The following is a 13988-nucleotide window of genomic DNA, read 5'->3' as shown; positions in this document are numbered from 1 at the left end:
CCAGTTAAACCGCAATTGCAGTTTTTAGGGCGGCTTCGCCACCCAGCGCGGGGCAAGCCCGCTCACTGCATAGAGCTCGCTCGTTGATGAACGCTGCACTCAACTCGATCACCCGGCGGTATTGCAAATCGACGGTGATCATGTGGTAGCAGTTGTCCAGCAGGATCTTGGTCACCGGGCCACCGAGGTGGCGTTCCACATAGTCAGCGTTCCAACGGCTGGTGATGTCGTCCTCGATGGAGTGCAACACCAGCGCCGGCACCTTGATCGACGGCATGCGTTTTTTGACCTCGGCGTTCATCCAGTGCAATTCGCGTACGGTCACGCCTTCCATCGTCAACAAGCCCGCTTCGCTGCTCTCACCTTCTTTCATCTGTCGTTCAACGATGGCGCGCAGGCGTTCGTTCTTGATGCCGTAAGGTGGTTTTTCGGTAAACCGGAACAGGCGCACGCCAAAAGGAATGCGGATCAGCAGCGGCGTGATGAACGCCATTTTGTTGATGCTCCAACCGTCGTACTTGAGCGTGGTGGAGTACATCAATAACCCGGCGACCTGGTCCGGATGCTCCGACGCCAGGTACATCGACATCACCGCGCCCATGGACAAGCCACCGACGAACACCTGTTCGTGGCGCTGTTTCACACCGACGAAGGTCTTGCGCACGCCTTCGTACCAGTCGCGCCAGCCAGTGGCCTGCAGGTCGCTGTTGTCACCGCAGTGCCCGGCCAGGGTGGGCACGTAGACCGTGCAATTGCCCACCTTGGCCAGGCCCTTGGCAACCTGGCGCAATTCCGTCGGGGTGCCGGTCAGGCCGTGGATCAACAGGATCCCGACCGGACCATCACCGAGAACGAAACCGGCAGTACCTTCACCGAGGTCGATCTCTGCTGTTTTCACCGGTTGGTCGCTCGCACCAGCAGTTGCTCAAGCAGCTTCAGGCCCAGTTCGATTTCCGGGTAGCTGATTTCCAGGGACGGTGCCAGGGTGATCACGTTCTTGTAGTAACCGCCCACGTCGAGGATCAGCCCGAGTTTCTGGCCGTCCACCACCATGTCGCCCTTCATGCCTTCTTCAACCATGTAGTCCAGGGTCGCCTTGTCCGGCGTGAAACCATCCGGGCCGCAGATTTCGCAGCGCAGGGCCAGCCCCAGGCCGTCGACGTCGCCGATGATTGGGAAACGTTTCTGCAGGTCTTGCAGGCCTTCGAGGAAGAACTTGCCCTTGGCCATGACCATCGCGCCGTAGTCGACTTCGTTGGTCATCTTGAACATTTCCAGGCCCACCGCCGTGCCCAACGGGTTGGAGGCGAAGGTGGAGTGAGTCGAGCCTGGCGGGAAGATCTTCGGGTTGATCAACTCTTCACGGGCCCAGATGCCGCCCAGTGGGTTGAGGCCGTTGGTCAGCGCCTTGCCAAAGACGATCACGTCCGGTTGCACGTCGAAGTGTTCAATCGACCACAGTTTGCCGGTGCGGTAGAAACCCATCTGGATTTCGTCGGAGACCATCAGGATGCCGTGCTGATCCAGTACGTGCTTCAACTCACGGTAGAAGTTCATCGGCGGGATCACATAGCCGCCGGTGCCCTGGATCGGCTCGACGTAGAACGCGGCGTATTCGCTGGAACCGACTTTCGGGTCCCACACGCCGTTGTACTCGGTCTCGAACAGGCGGGCGAATTGCTGTACGCAGTGGCTGCCGTATTCTTCCTTGGTCATGCCTTTAGGGCCACGGAAGTGATACGGGAACGGGATGAACTGCGCGCGCTCGCCGAAGTGGCCGTAGCGGCGACGGTAGCGGTAACTGGAGGTGATCGACGAAGCGCCGAGCGTACGCCCGTGGTAGCCGCCTTCGAAAGCGAACATCAGGCTCTTGCCATTGGTGGCGTTGCGCACGACCTTCAGGGAGTCTTCGATGGACTGCGAACCGCCGACGTTGAAGTGCACGCGACCGTCGAGGCCGAATTTCTTCTTGGCGTCGACCGCGATCATTTCGGACAGCTCGATCTTGCCTTTGTGCAGGTACTGGCTGGCGATTTGCGGCAGGGTGTCGATCTGCTGTTTCAGTGCATTGTTCAGGCGTGGGTTGGCGTAGCCGAAGTTGACCGCCGAGTACCACATTTGCAGGTCGAGGTAGGCCTGGTCTTCGGTGTCCCACACGTAGGAGCCTTCGCAACGGCTGAAAATGCGCGGCGGCTCGATGTAGTGGACGGTGTCGCCGTAGGAGCAGTATTTGGCTTCTTTATCCAGAAGAATCTGGTCTTCGGCGGTAGCGATACGGATATCAGACATGGTGGAAGAGTTCCTGGTTGTCAGTAGCAGTAAAGGAGGTGGCGTTGGCGGCGATGCCTTGCGGCAGTCGGGCCAGCAGCGCAGGCAGTTCGGCAAAGGTGTCGAAGCGTGCGTGAGGAATGTTGTTGGCTTCGCAGTACTTGGCGAGGCTGCCTTTGGCGAACACGAAGTCAGCGGTGGAAGCCACGCACATGTCGGACTTGCCGTCGCCGATCACCAGCACGCGCTTGTTGCGCGGCGTGGACTTGCACTTGCAGTTGCCGGAGGCGGCACGGCAGGCATCACTGGAGTACGGAAAATCGATGCGCCAGCTGTTCTGGTCGACCTGGCGCAGGCGGTTGGCGAGGATCGGCAGCAAGGTCACGTAGTTGCGTGAAAGGATCCGCGCGATGCCCTGCTCGATGCCGTCGCTGACCACTTCGATGGAAGCGCCCAGGCCGATTACGTGATCGACGAAGTCCGGGAAGTCCGGGTCGATCTCGACGCTGTCGAAATACGCCAGCAATTCGGAGGGAGTCGCCTTGATCAGCGCCAGTTGGCGGCTCAGGCATTCGCGTGAACCGATATGCCCATCCAGCCATTCCTGTTCGATGGTTTCCCACTCGGGGCCGGCGAAGCGTTGGAGGACGTTGTCGATGACATCGGTGGGGGTAATGGTCCCGTCGAAGTCACACACGATATGCCACTGGATCATCGTTGTTTACCTTGGAGGAGCGCGCTGTGTGCGCTTGCAACAAGGTGTAGAGCAGGGAGTGTGCCAACTGGCCACCGCCCAGCGGGGCTGGGCCTTTGCCTGGCATGGCCGGCGATTTGTGTCGCAGGAGCTACAATTTTTGTAGCTTGCTACAAACAAGATGAGTGCTTGCGTGGAAAGGATGCTTTGCGCGTTCATGCGCGCATATTCAATCAAGGAACTGTGACCATGTTGAGGATCACATGCGCTGCATTCGCCGGTTTGCTTGGCCTGTGGAGCTATTCAAACGCTGCCGTGGCCGAGGGCATCACCGGTGAAGTGGGCGCGGGCGTCAGCTACCAACCTCATGACCCTACCGGCAGCCGCTACGAAACGCGGCCCGTTCCCTATTTCGACCTGGACTGGGGCGATGTCAGCCTGAGCACCGATGACGGCTTGACCTGGAGCGCGCTCAGCACCCAAGGCCTGACCGCCGGCCCCTATATCAATTACCTGTCGGGGCGCACGTCCAATGGCGATCTCCAGGGCCTGCGCAATGTGTCGGACATGGCGGAAGTCGGTGGTTTCATCCAATACGCCCCGGCTGATTTCTGGCGGGTCTACGCGCAACTGGGTCAAGCCGTGGGCGGTGGGCATTCACAGAGCGGTATCCTGGGCAAAGTCGGCGGCGAACTGGGCTATCCCCTGGGTGGCGGGATCATCGGCAGCAGCGGCCTGGTCGCGCATTTCGCAGATGCGCGCCAGACCAACACGTTTTTCGGCGTAGACGACAACGAGGCCGCTGCCACGGGCTTTCGCCCCTACAACGCCAGCGGCGGCTTCCAGAACCTGACGCTGACCCAGAGTTTCGAGTTTCCCCTGGCGGCTAAATGGTCATTGCTGACCAGCGCCAGTTGGGTTCACCTGGTGGGCTCGGCGGCCGACAGCAGCATCGTCCGGCAGACCGGCGAAGTGAACCAGGGCCAGGTGCAAACAGCCATCAGCTACAAGTTCGACTAGGTTGGTCTGGGGTTTGCAATGAGGCTCTGGAATCCATTTTTCCAGGACACTCTTCATGGCTCGCCCCGCTTACCGCCTGTTGCATCATTCGCTGTGGGACCTGATCCCCATTGCCCTGGGCCTGGCGCATTTCGCCTTTGTCATCTGGCTGGTCACCGCGTTCCACAGCCTGAGCTGGTGGGCGCTCGTGCCCCTGGCGCTGGTCTATGCGATCAGCCTGTCGTGGAGCATCAACAGCATCTCCCACAACCAGATCCACAACGCCTACTTCAACCATCGTGCGATGAACCGGGCGTTCGATTTGCTGCTGTCAGTGACCATCGGCTTTTCCCAGACGCTCTACCGCGACATCCATAACCGCCATCACCGTGGCAACGCCGACCTGCCGGGCCCGGACGGTAAAACCATCGACCCGCTGTCGATCTACCAGCGCGGCCACAATGGCCAGCCGGAAAACCCGTGGGCTTATACTTTCCTGAGTTTTTTCCGCGACGATCCCAAGCCGTTCTACGACGAGATGAAGCGCAAGCGCCCGGCGGATGCGCGCTGGGTCAAGGTCGAGATCGGCGTGACGGTGGCGTTCTATATCGCCCTGGCCTTCTACAACTGGCAGGCGGTGCTGTGGCTGTTGCCGTTCTGGTACCTGGGCCAGTGCCTGTCATCGCTCAACGGCTACTACGAACACTTCGGCGGCAACCCGGACCTGCCGATTGCCTGGGGGGTGAGCTCCTACAGCGTGCTGTACAACCTGATCTGGATGAACAACGGCTACCACGCCGAGCACCACTACCGGCCCAAGATGCACTGGACCAAGGTAAAGGCGTTCCATCGGGAAATTGCCGAGCAACAGCGTGAGGCGGGGGTGAAGCAGCTTCCAGTGTCACACGGGTTGGGCTTTCTGGTGGCGCACAGAAAACCCTGACTCGCCACTAACCCCTGTGGTGAGCAGGCTTGCCCTGTGCAAGGCAAGCTCGCTCACCACAAAAATCAAACCAGACCAAAGTGATCAGTTTTCTTCGCCTTCGGCCAGCAGGGCGATGCCGGCGATAATCACCGCCACCCCCACCCAGTGCAGCGGGCTGATATGTTCCCCCAGCCCCAGCCACGACCCCAGCAACACCACCACAAACACCAGTGAACTCAGCGGAAACGCCAGGGACAGGCTACTGCGCCGCAGGATCAGCATCCACACGAAAAACGCGCCGATGTAGCTGGCGATAGCCGCCAGAATCCCGGGGTTACGCGCCACGTCCGCCAGCCACTGCCAGCTCAAATCCATCTGCCCCAGTTGATCCCCGGCCACTTTGGTAAACAGTTGGCCGGCGCTTTCGGTACAGATCAACAAGGCCCACAGCACCACCGTGCCGAGGCGCCCGTGCAACCATCCGTTATTCATAATCTGCGTACTCATGCCTGACTCCCCGCAATCGCTACCAACATCACGCCTAAAGTAATCACCAGCGTGCCCAACCAACGGCGGCGGCTGACGGTTTCGCCCAGCACCACCTTGCCCGCCAGCACCACGCCGCAATAGGCCAGCGCGGCAGCCGGAAACAGTAGGCTCAACGGCGCACGGGACAAGGCTTCGAGCCACACGAGGAACTCGACGGCATAGGCGCCGATCCCGGCCCACAGCAACGGCGCATTGAACACCTGGCCCCAGAACGCATTCAGGCGAAAACCGCCGTCCAGTTCAGGCAAACGGTCGAGGCCGATCTTGAAACACAACTGGCCGATCACATCGAGCACGATGGAAAACGCCACCAGCAACACCACGGTCAACGTCACGGGAACAGCTCCTCAAACAGGTCGATCAGGGCTTCATTGGTGGCGGCGTTGCGCTGCAGATCTTCGACGCTCCAGCGCTCGGGCGGCGGCTGGTCGGATTTAGCCTCCCAACGCTTGAACGCGTTGCTGAAGGCTGGCGTGGCGAACTCGCCGCACACGTCGATGCCGATGATGCGTTTACGCGCTGCCAAGGCTCGCAAGGCTTGCAGCAGATGGGTCAGGCGCATGCCGCCCTGGTCCCAGTTGGTGGCCGCGTCTTCGCTGGCGAGCACGTCTTTGTCGATGGTGATCCAGATCGCTTCGGTGGGCAGGCTGGTGATCATCTGCTCCAGGAAGGCCGCCCAATCCAGCTCGGCCAGGTTGCGCCAATACAGGTGGTTTTCCTGCTGCTGGTGACCGGCGCCGTCCCCTACCCGGCCCCAGACTTTCGACGGTGGATGCTGCCAGGGAAACAGCTGCAAGTGCCCGCGCTTGAGGGCGCCGAGGTTACCGCCGCGCAGTTGCGGGTTGTGCAGGTCGTCGCTGCACGGGCCGAGGGTGACGATGCGCTTGATCGCCGGCATCTTCAGCGCGCGGTTGACCCACGAACCACAGTGGCGCTTGGGCGCAAAGCGTACCCAGTCGGGGTGGTTGTCGAAGTGGATCAGGCTAATGGGCTCTTTCAGATCGGCGAGAAAGGCCGGGGTGAGGTGATGATAGTCGCCGGAGCCGACAAACAGGATTTCCGGCCGCGCATCGGTGGGCCGGGGCCGTTGGGCCAGGCGTTCGGCGAAGCGTTTCCAGGTTTTTTCGGTGGACCACAGGCGCAGCTTGGGGCCCAGGTCCAGCAGGTCGATACGCGTGGCACGGCCGCTGGCCAGACGCCGGGCAATCGGTGCCTGGCCGGTGAGGCTGTGGTCGAGGTCAAGAATGTTCAAGGCAGTGTCCCCTAAGGCTTTAGGGGGTCAATGCAAGGGACGGGCCAGCACAACTCTTGAAGACGGTGACTGACCAATGTGGGAGCGTGATCGGCTTTAGTTTTTCGCTTCGTTGATGATCTGGCGGATCGCCCCTACAAAGGCTTCCGCCGGCTGACCGCCGCTGACGGCGTACTGATCGTTGAACACGATGGTCGGCACCGAGGTCACGCCACGGGAGATCCACAGCTGCTCTTGCTCGCGTACTTCAGCGGCGTATTCATCGGAGGCGAGAATCTCGGCCGCACGCTGGATATCCAGGCCGACGCTTTCGGCGATGATCGCCAGGGTGGCATGGTCGGACGGGTCCTGCCCATCCGTGAAGTAGGCCTTGAACAGCGCTTCCTTGAGGTTGTACTGCAAGCCTTCCAGACCTGCCCAATGCAGCAGGCGATGTGCGTCGAAGGTGTTGTAGATGCGGCTCTGGCCATCGGTGCGAAAGGCAAAGCCCAGCTCGGCGCCCATGTCGCGGATGCGCGCACGGTTGGCCTGGGATTCTTCAGCGGTGGAGCCGTATTTCTCGGTGATGTGCTCGACGATGTTCTGACCGATGGCAGGCATGTTCGGGTTCAGTTCGAACGGTTGAAAATGGATCTCGGCCTGCACCTCGGCGCCAAGCTGGTCGAGGGCTTCGGTCAGGCCGCGCAGGCCGATGATGCACCAGGGGCAGGACACGTCGCTGACGAAATCGATTTTCAGGGGAGTACTCATGACAGGCAACCTCGCAGGCGCAAATGGGCCACAAAGGTTGCACGATACACCAATGTCACAACACCTTCGAAGGCTCGCCCGGGTCAATCTGCGCCCAGTGCGCCGTGTCTTCACGATGGGCTTGCAGGTACGGCAGCACCGCCGTCAACAGCGGCGCCTTGAACGCTTCCTGGAAACGATGGGCCATGCCGGGGATCAGTTTCAACTGGCTGCCCTGGATATGCGCCGCCAAGTGTACGCCGTGCATGACCGGCAACAGCGGGTCGGCGGTGCCGTGCACCACCAGAGTTGGCACGCGCAGTTGGTTGAGCAAGGGCACACGGCTGGGTTCGGCGAGGATCGCCATGATCTGGCGCTTCACGCCGTCCGGGTTGAAGGCGCGGTCGTAGGACAGCGCCGCCTGGTGCAACAGCGCCTGGCGATCATCCGTCACATTCGGGCTGCCCAGGGCCGCCAGCAAATCGGCTTGCTGCTCCAGGGCCACTTCACGGTTCGGTGCGCTGCGCCGCGACAGCAGTTGTACCAACGCCGCATTCGGCGCCGGCAAGCCTTCGGCACCGGAGCTGGTCATGATCAGCGTAAGGCTCTCGACCCGCTGCGGCGCCATCGCCGCCAGGTGCTGGGCGATCATGCCGCCCATGCTCGCGCCCAGCACGTGAAATTGCTGGATCTGCAACGCGTCCATCAAGCCGATGGCGTCGTCGGCCATGTCGGTCAGCGTGTAGGGCGCCGCCACCGGCAGGCCGAGCTTGTAGCGCAGCACTTCAAAGGTCAGGTTGGCGTTGGCAGGCGCCTGGCGCCAGGTGGACAGGCCGACGTCACGGTTGTCGTAACGGATCACCCGGAAACCCTGTTGGCACAGGGCGACCACCACTTCATCCGGCCAGTGGATCAATTGCCCGCCCAGGCCCATCACCAGCAGCAACGCAGGATCAGACGCACGGCCGATGCTCTGGTAGGCAATGCTTACCTGAGCCAGGTCGACCGTTTGGGTCGGGACGTTGACGTCACATCGAGAAGCCGCAAAGGACGGCAGGCCGAACAACAGAGCGGCCAGTAAAAACAACACGCGCATGAAAAACACCGAAACGCAGAACCCCAGTAGAGCGCGAGTCTGATGAAGTTTGTTCAAGCGCGCTGCCACAGTTGCATGACAGTTTGATGAAGAGTGCTCAGCGGTCATTGTCGACCTCCTTATCGACAGGCATGCCAACATGAGACAAACTCACGCCATTCGAATTCGTCACAAATTGTATTCATGGAGAGCCCGTGCTCGAGATCCGTCACCTCAAGACCCTGCACGCCCTGCGCGAAGCCGACAGCCTGGTCGAAGCCGCCGAGCGCCTGCATTTGACGCAGTCGGCCCTGTCGCACCAGTTCAAAGAGCTGGAAGAGCGCTTGGGCATGCCGTTGTTCGTGCGCAAGACCAAGCCGCTGCGCTTCACCAGTGCCGGCCTGCGCCTGTTGCAACTGGCCGACGCCACCCTGCCGCTGCTGCGCGGCGCCGAGCGCGACATTGCAAGGTTGGCCGGCGGCACTGCCGGGCGTTTGCACATGGCAATCGAATGCCATAGCTGCTTCCAGTGGCTGATGCCGACCATCGACCAGTTCCGCGATGCCTGGCCGGAAGTCGAACTGGACCTGGCCTCCGGTTTCGCCTTCGCCCCGCTGCCAGCGCTAGCCCGTGGCGACCTGGACCTGGTGGTGACCTCCGACCCGCTGGAACTGCCAGGCATCACCTATGTACCGCTGTTCACCTACGAAGCCATGCTCGCGGTCGCCAACCAGCATGCGCTGGCGAACAAGGCGTACATCGTGCCGGAAGACTTGCTGACCGAAACCCTGATCACCTACCCGGTGGAACGCGACCGCCTGGACATTTTCACCCGCTTTCTCGAACCCGCCGATGTGGAACCGGCTCAGGTGCGCACGTCCGAGCTTTCGGTGATGATGATGCAACTGGTGGCCAGCGGCCGTGGCGTGTGCGGCATGCCCCATTGGGCGCTGCATGAGTACAGCTCGCGTGGCTACGTGAAGGCCAAGCGCCTGGGTGAGAAAGGTTTGTTTGCCACGCTATATGCGGGAATCCGTGCGGACATGCTGGATGCGCCCTACATGCGTGACTTCCTGCTGACGGCCAAGGACACGTCGTTTTCCACATTGGATGGGGTCAGCGCGGTGCGCTAAACCGCAACCTCGCGCCACATGTGGATCTTATCGAAGTAATCCACACCGACTCGCACCGCCAGCGGCTCCAGGCCGTACTGGATGAAGCCGCAGCGCTGGTACAGGGCAAACGCGGCTTCATTGCCGGCGGTGACCGTCAGCTGGATCACTTTGAGGCGCGGCTGTGTGCGCGCTTCGTCGAGTGCCGCTTCCACCAACTGACGGCCCAAGCCTTTTTGTTGGTGGTCCGCATTCACGTACATGCCGAACAGGGTCACCTTGTGCCGCGCTTTTTCTCGCGGCTCGAAGGCAAGGCCGACAATGCCGGCCAACTCATCCCCGTCAAACGCACCGAGCAAGCAATCCAACGGGCTGCTCAAGCGTTTTTCCCACCAACCCAGTGGCATCGCCGCACGCTCCGCCACGCTGGAGGTAAAGGCCTGGGGATAGGCGCCATAGGCCTCCAGCATCAACGCCCGATACGCTTCGGCGTCGCTGGCCGCCAGCGTGCGGATGATCATGCCGTCAGCGAGGCGCGGTAAAACGGCAGGATCAGATCGCGTGTCAGCGGGGCCAGTTGCAGGCCGCCGTCACCGGCAGGGTCGATCCAGCGCACTTCTTCAATCTCGGCGGCAGGCGTGACCGCTACATCGATCTGCACCTGGAACAGCTCGGCTTCCACGGTAAAACCCGGCTCGTTGACCGCAGGCGCGGAAAACTTGCCGAGATAGACGGCGGCGCTTGGCTCGATACGCAGGTTCAGTTCTTCGTGCAGCTCACGGGCCAAGGCCTCGGCAGGCTGCTCGCCGGCATCGATCTTGCCGCCAGGTTGCATGAAGGCCTGGGTGCCGCGCTTGCGCACCAGCAGGGTCTGGCCGTCGCTGCCGATCAGGAGGGCGGCGGCGATGCGAATAGTGGAAATGCTCATGAAAGGTTCGCTGTCTCTTCGGGTAGTTTGATGAATATGGTGTATTTCGCGCCCTCCATCGACTCGAACGCAATCAGCTTGTCCACCAACGGCAGGTTCAGCACTTTGCCGGCGTTGAGCAGCAGCATGCCGTTATCGGCGTTGAGATTGCGCGCCAGGACCATGCCGGCTTCCAGTTCACGGGTGGTCAGGGCCTTGACCGAGGGATCACCCAGCGTCACATCACTGAGAAACGCGGCGCAGGCCTGGACAAAGTCTTCGACCAGCTCTGGATCATAGAGGCGCCCGGCGTACTTTCGGATGTACAGCAAAGCCTCGTCGCTGTTCATCTGCCGCTCAAGGATCAGGCCTTTTTGCAGTTCGATAAAGTCCACCGCCAACTTCAGCAGTCGCGAACCGAAGGGTATCGCATCGCCCTTGAGGTGATCGGGAAAACCGCTGCCATCCCAGCGTTCCTGGTGATGACGGATGATCCGCGCCGCGTCCTTCATCGGTTCCAGGGTCATCAGCAGGGATTCGCTCTGGCTCGGATAGCCTCGGTATTGTTCACGGTCACTGCTGTGCAACTTATCGGCGGCGGCAACCAACAGGCTGTCGCTCCAACTGAGCTTGCCGATGTTGTAGAGCGCGGCCGCCATGGTCAGGTCGCGCGTAGCGGCTTCGTCCATGGACTGGGCAGCGCAATAGACGCGGACCAACTCGATCAATTGGCGGTTGGTCTGCTTGTTCTTGGGCAGGCGCAGGTTGGCCAGCAACGAGAAGACTTCAGTGCCTGTCACGTAGCTGCGTTTGAGTTCTTCGTAGGCCAGGTCGAGCATGTCGGCGGTTTGCTGCAACTCGGAGGTGCGCGCCACCACGCGTTTTTCCAGAGTGGCATTCAATACCTTGAGCTGATCGTTCTGCACCCGGGTCAGGCGTTCAAGCCGTTGGTACTCAAGGGCCTGCTGCAGGATCAACTTGAGTTCGTCGTCATTCCAGGGCTTGCCGATGTAGCGGTGGATCTGCCCTTCGTTGATCGCCTTGATGATCGTCGGCAAGTCGGCATAACCGGTCAGCAGGATGCGGCTGGTGGTGGGGTACAGGCGATGGACTTCGGCCAGTAACTGCGCCCCGTCCATACCCGGCATGCGCGCATCGCTCATGATCAGGTCGACGGGCTGCGCCGCCATGATTTCCAGCGCCTGGGCGCCACTACCGGCCAGCACCACATCAAAGGGCTGGCCGCGCAGCAAGCGGCGCAGGCTGTTGAGGATCGACTCTTCATCGTCGACCAGCAAAACGGTGGGTCTTGTCGCGGTATGTTCATCCATGCCTGCTGCGCCTTCAAATTAAACCAAATCGAGCTAAATTCAACCTCTGTGCCAAGCTGTCTTCCCTTGCTCAACGCGCGGGGTCGATTTGACGCCAACTGGCCCCCGATATCAAGGCCGCTCGACTATGCTGTCACATTAGGCTGTATCCGCCTCAGCAGTGGAATCAGGGAAGGAGTCGTTATGCCGTCGGACCTTTTATCGGTACGGAGCACCCCATGAGTGCGGACTCGGCACGGGCCAACCGGCGCATTCTGATCGTCGATGACACGGCCTCGATCCACCAGGACTTTCGCAAGATCCTCTGCGCCGATCCCAATGGCGAACCGTCGCTGGAGAGCCTGGAAGAAACCCTGTTCGGCACCACCGCCAAAGCGCGCCAGGCCTACGAGCTGGACTCCGCCTACCAGGGCCAGGAAGCCTTGGCCCTAGTGAACAAGGCGCTGGCCGACCAGGCACCGTATGCCCTGGCCTTCATCGACATGCGCATGCCACCTGGCTGGGACGGCCTGCAAACCATCGAACAGTTGTGGGAGGTCGATCCCCGCCTGCAGATCGCGCTGTGCACGGCTTACTCCGATTACTCCTTCGAGGCCATCGAAGCGCGGCTCAAATACAACGACCAACTGCTGATCCTGAAAAAGCCCTTCGATCACCTGGAAATTCGCCAGATGGCCAGCGCCCTGACCTGGAAATGGCAGCTCGCCCAGGACATCGCGCTCAAAGTGATTGGCCTGGAACGAACCATCGAAGAGCGCGTGCAGGAGCTGCTCAAGGTCTCGCACCTGCTCCAGTATGACGCGTTGACAGAACTGCCCAACAGCACGCTGCTCGGCGACCGGCTGACCCAGGCAATTGCCCTGGGCCGACGGCATGACACCCAGTTGGCGGTGGTATTCATCGGGCTGGACCGTTTCAAGCGTATCAACAATGCCTTGGGCTATCCGGTGGGCGACGAAGTGCTCCAGCAGGTCAGCCAAAGCCTGGTGGAGGCAGTGCGTGAATCGGACTCGGTATTTCGCTACGGTTCCGACGAATTCGTGATCCTGCTGCAGGATGTGCAGCATCCCCAACAATCCCAGCACGTTGCTCAAAAAATACTTAATGCCGTCAGCGCTACCCGCCATGTCGCAGGGCATGACCTGAGCATCACCGCCAGCCTGGGCATCAGTATTTACCCCAATGACAGTGGCACGGCGGTGGAGTTGATCAAACACGCCGAAACCGCCATGCACACCAGTAAAGAGCGGGGTTCCGACCGTTTCAGTTTTTACACCGATGACATGAACCACCGCGCCCAGCATCGACAAAACCTGGAAAGCGCGATACGCCAGGCCCTCGAGCGCGAGGAGTTTGTACTGCACTACCAGCCGAAGCTGGACTTGAAATCCGGGCGAATCGTCGGTGCGGAAGCCCTGATTCGCTGGTTCCAGCCGCGCTCGGGCTGGGTCAGCCCGGCCGACTTCATCCCGGTCGCCGAAGACAGTGGCTTGATTGTGCGCCTGACCCAATGGGTACTGCGCCAGGCCTGTGAACAGGCGCAAGCCTGGCGCGCCATGGGGCTGGCGCCGCTGTGCATATCGGTGAACATCTCGGCCATCGACTTTCGCCAGCGGGATTTTGTCGACAATCTTGCCACCCTCCTCAAGCAAACCGGTCTGCCGCCGACACAGTTGGAACTGGAGATCACCGAAAGCGTGCTGATGCAGAATGTCGACGAGACTGTCGATATCCTTAACAGAATCAAGGCGATGGGCGTGCGGCTGGCCCTGGATGATTTCGGTACGGGTTACTCCAGCCTGAGTTATCTGCGCCGTTTTCCCATCGATGTGCTGAAAATCGACCAGTCATTCGTTCACGGCCTGAAGGTCAATAGCCAGGACGAACAACTGATCAGCGCTATCATCGGCATGGGCAAGAGCCTGGACCTGAATATCATCGCCGAAGGCGTGGAAACCGTCGAACAACTGAAATTCCTGCAAACCCAGCTGTGCGAAGAGGGCCAGGGCTATCTGTTCAGCAAGGCCGTGCCGTCGAAGGATTTCGCCCGGTTGCTGCAAGCGGGTAGCGCCACTCTGATGCCCGACCAGTAGCCTTATGCTTGCAAGGAGTGCTCGCTTGAATGAAGTATTGACCTGCCGTTTCGG

The 13988-nt window shown here is 60.8% G+C and carries 15 protein-coding genes; 4 read left to right on the top strand and 11 right to left on the bottom strand.

What is annotated here, in order from left to right:
• Positions 1-4: 4 nt before the first annotated feature.
• From RB216_RS05530 to RB216_RS05520, 3 genes are read right to left on the bottom strand one after another with little or no spacing between them, the layout of a single operon-like run.
• Entirely contained in the window at positions 5-898 is an 894-nt protein-coding gene (locus RB216_RS05530) for an alpha/beta hydrolase (RefSeq protein ID WP_308908400.1), read from the bottom strand.
• Entirely contained in the window at positions 895-2289 is a 1395-nt protein-coding gene (locus tag RB216_RS05525) for an aspartate aminotransferase family protein (RefSeq protein ID WP_016977483.1), read from the bottom strand. Before RB216_RS05525 ends, RB216_RS05530 begins: the two co-directional genes overlap by 4 nt.
• On the bottom strand, positions 2282-2983 hold the full coding sequence (locus RB216_RS05520; RefSeq protein WP_028619045.1) for an MtnX-like HAD-IB family phosphatase: 702 nt from the start codon (positions 2981-2983) through the stop codon (positions 2282-2284). The genes RB216_RS05525 and RB216_RS05520 overlap by 8 nt, the downstream gene beginning before the upstream one ends.
• A gap of 228 nt (positions 2984-3211) precedes the next feature.
• Between RB216_RS05520 and RB216_RS05515 the strand changes: the two genes are divergently transcribed.
• Entirely contained in the window at positions 3212-3982 is a 771-nt protein-coding gene (locus tag RB216_RS05515; protein WP_028619044.1) for a MipA/OmpV family protein, read from the top strand.
• Between the two features lie 55 nt (positions 3983-4037).
• Entirely contained in the window at positions 4038-4904 is an 867-nt protein-coding gene (locus tag RB216_RS05510) for a fatty acid desaturase family protein (RefSeq protein ID WP_305383759.1), read from the top strand.
• Between the two features lie 84 nt (positions 4905-4988).
• Here RB216_RS05510 and RB216_RS05505 read toward each other — a convergent pair whose 3' ends face one another.
• From RB216_RS05505 to RB216_RS05485, 5 genes are all read right to left on the bottom strand, one after another.
• Positions 4989-5393 carry an EamA family transporter gene (locus RB216_RS05505; RefSeq protein WP_068936989.1) on the bottom strand — a complete coding sequence of 135 codons (405 nt, stop codon included), beginning with the start codon at positions 5391-5393 and terminating at the stop codon, positions 4989-4991.
• The gene (locus tag RB216_RS05500; RefSeq protein ID WP_308908399.1) at positions 5390-5770 is read right to left on the bottom strand and encodes a DMT family transporter; all 381 of its coding nucleotides are present in this window, start codon (positions 5768-5770) and stop codon (positions 5390-5392) included. Before RB216_RS05500 ends, RB216_RS05505 begins: the two co-directional genes overlap by 4 nt.
• Positions 5767-6687 carry an arginase family protein gene (locus RB216_RS05495; protein ID WP_123474697.1) on the bottom strand — a complete coding sequence of 307 codons (921 nt, stop codon included), beginning with the start codon at positions 6685-6687 and terminating at the stop codon, positions 5767-5769. Before RB216_RS05495 ends, RB216_RS05500 begins: the two co-directional genes overlap by 4 nt.
• A gap of 96 nt (positions 6688-6783) precedes the next feature.
• On the bottom strand, positions 6784-7437 hold the full coding sequence (locus tag RB216_RS05490) for a DsbA family oxidoreductase (protein WP_028619040.1): 654 nt from the start codon (positions 7435-7437) through the stop codon (positions 6784-6786).
• A gap of 55 nt (positions 7438-7492) precedes the next feature.
• Complete coding sequence (locus RB216_RS05485) at positions 7493-8512, bottom strand: alpha/beta fold hydrolase (protein WP_028619039.1); 1020 nt, start codon at positions 8510-8512, stop codon at positions 7493-7495.
• Between the two features lie 194 nt (positions 8513-8706).
• On the opposite strand from RB216_RS05485, the gene metR reads away from it, so the two are divergent.
• Positions 8707-9624, top strand: a complete 918-nt coding sequence (metR, locus tag RB216_RS05480) for a transcriptional regulator MetR (protein ID WP_068936992.1) — start codon at positions 8707-8709, stop codon at positions 9622-9624.
• Here the strand turns inward: metR and RB216_RS05475 are convergent.
• Genes RB216_RS05475 through nosR form a run of 3 tightly spaced genes read right to left on the bottom strand, consistent with a single transcriptional unit; the run spans position 9621 to position 11841 of the window.
• On the bottom strand, positions 9621-10124 hold the full coding sequence (locus RB216_RS05475; protein WP_068936993.1) for a GNAT family N-acetyltransferase: 504 nt from the start codon (positions 10122-10124) through the stop codon (positions 9621-9623). The two genes, metR and RB216_RS05475, sit on opposite strands and share 4 nt — an antisense overlap.
• Positions 10121-10531, bottom strand: coding sequence for an NUDIX hydrolase (locus RB216_RS05470; RefSeq protein WP_028619036.1), 411 nt, complete (start codon positions 10529-10531; stop codon positions 10121-10123). Before RB216_RS05470 ends, RB216_RS05475 begins: the two co-directional genes overlap by 4 nt.
• Positions 10528-11841 (bottom strand): response regulator c-di-GMP phosphodiesterase, NosR family, encoded by a 1314-nt coding sequence (gene nosR / locus RB216_RS05465; protein ID WP_308908398.1) that lies wholly within the window; start codon positions 11839-11841, stop codon positions 10528-10530. The genes RB216_RS05470 and nosR overlap by 4 nt, the downstream gene beginning before the upstream one ends.
• A 218-nt stretch (positions 11842-12059) precedes the next feature.
• Here nosR and RB216_RS05460 point away from each other — a divergent pair, with 218 nt between their 5' ends.
• Positions 12060-13934, top strand: coding sequence for a putative bifunctional diguanylate cyclase/phosphodiesterase (locus RB216_RS05460; protein WP_305383752.1), 1875 nt, complete (start codon positions 12060-12062; stop codon positions 13932-13934).
• Positions 13935-13988: the final 54 nt, after the last annotated feature.

This window comes from Pseudomonas canadensis (genome assembly GCF_030980095.1).
GTDB lineage: Bacteria > Pseudomonadota > Gammaproteobacteria > Pseudomonadales > Pseudomonadaceae > Aquipseudomonas > Aquipseudomonas canadensis.
Note: the sequence above shows the minus strand (reverse complement) of the source record. Positions and strands in the feature narration are given on the sequence as shown.

Bases quoted from the DNA above. Each gene is read 5' to 3' on its own strand.
- RB216_RS05525 (WP_016977483.1), bottom strand. From the start codon at position 2,289: ATGTCTGATATCCGTATCGCTACCGCCGAAGACCAGATTCTTCTGGAT.
- RB216_RS05520 (WP_028619045.1), bottom strand. From the start codon at position 2,983: ATGATCCAGTGGCATATCGTGTGTGACTTCGACGGGACCATTACCCCC.
- RB216_RS05515 (WP_028619044.1), top strand. From the start codon at position 3,212: ATGTTGAGGATCACATGCGCTGCATTCGCCGGTTTGCTTGGCCTGTGG.
- RB216_RS05510 (WP_305383759.1), top strand. From the start codon at position 4,038: ATGGCTCGCCCCGCTTACCGCCTGTTGCATCATTCGCTGTGGGACCTG.
- RB216_RS05505 (WP_068936989.1), bottom strand. From the start codon at position 5,393: ATGAGTACGCAGATTATGAATAACGGATGGTTGCACGGGCGCCTCGGC.
- RB216_RS05490 (WP_028619040.1), bottom strand. From the start codon at position 7,437: ATGAGTACTCCCCTGAAAATCGATTTCGTCAGCGACGTGTCCTGCCCC.
- RB216_RS05485 (WP_028619039.1), bottom strand. From the start codon at position 8,512: ATGCGCGTGTTGTTTTTACTGGCCGCTCTGTTGTTCGGCCTGCCGTCC.
- RB216_RS05475 (WP_068936993.1), bottom strand. From the start codon at position 10,124: ATGATCATCCGCACGCTGGCGGCCAGCGACGCCGAAGCGTATCGGGCG.
- RB216_RS05470 (WP_028619036.1), bottom strand. From the start codon at position 10,531: ATGAGCATTTCCACTATTCGCATCGCCGCCGCCCTCCTGATCGGCAGC.
- nosR (WP_308908398.1), bottom strand. From the start codon at position 11,841: ATGGATGAACATACCGCGACAAGACCCACCGTTTTGCTGGTCGACGAT.
- RB216_RS05460 (WP_305383752.1), top strand. From the start codon at position 12,060: ATGAGTGCGGACTCGGCACGGGCCAACCGGCGCATTCTGATCGTCGAT.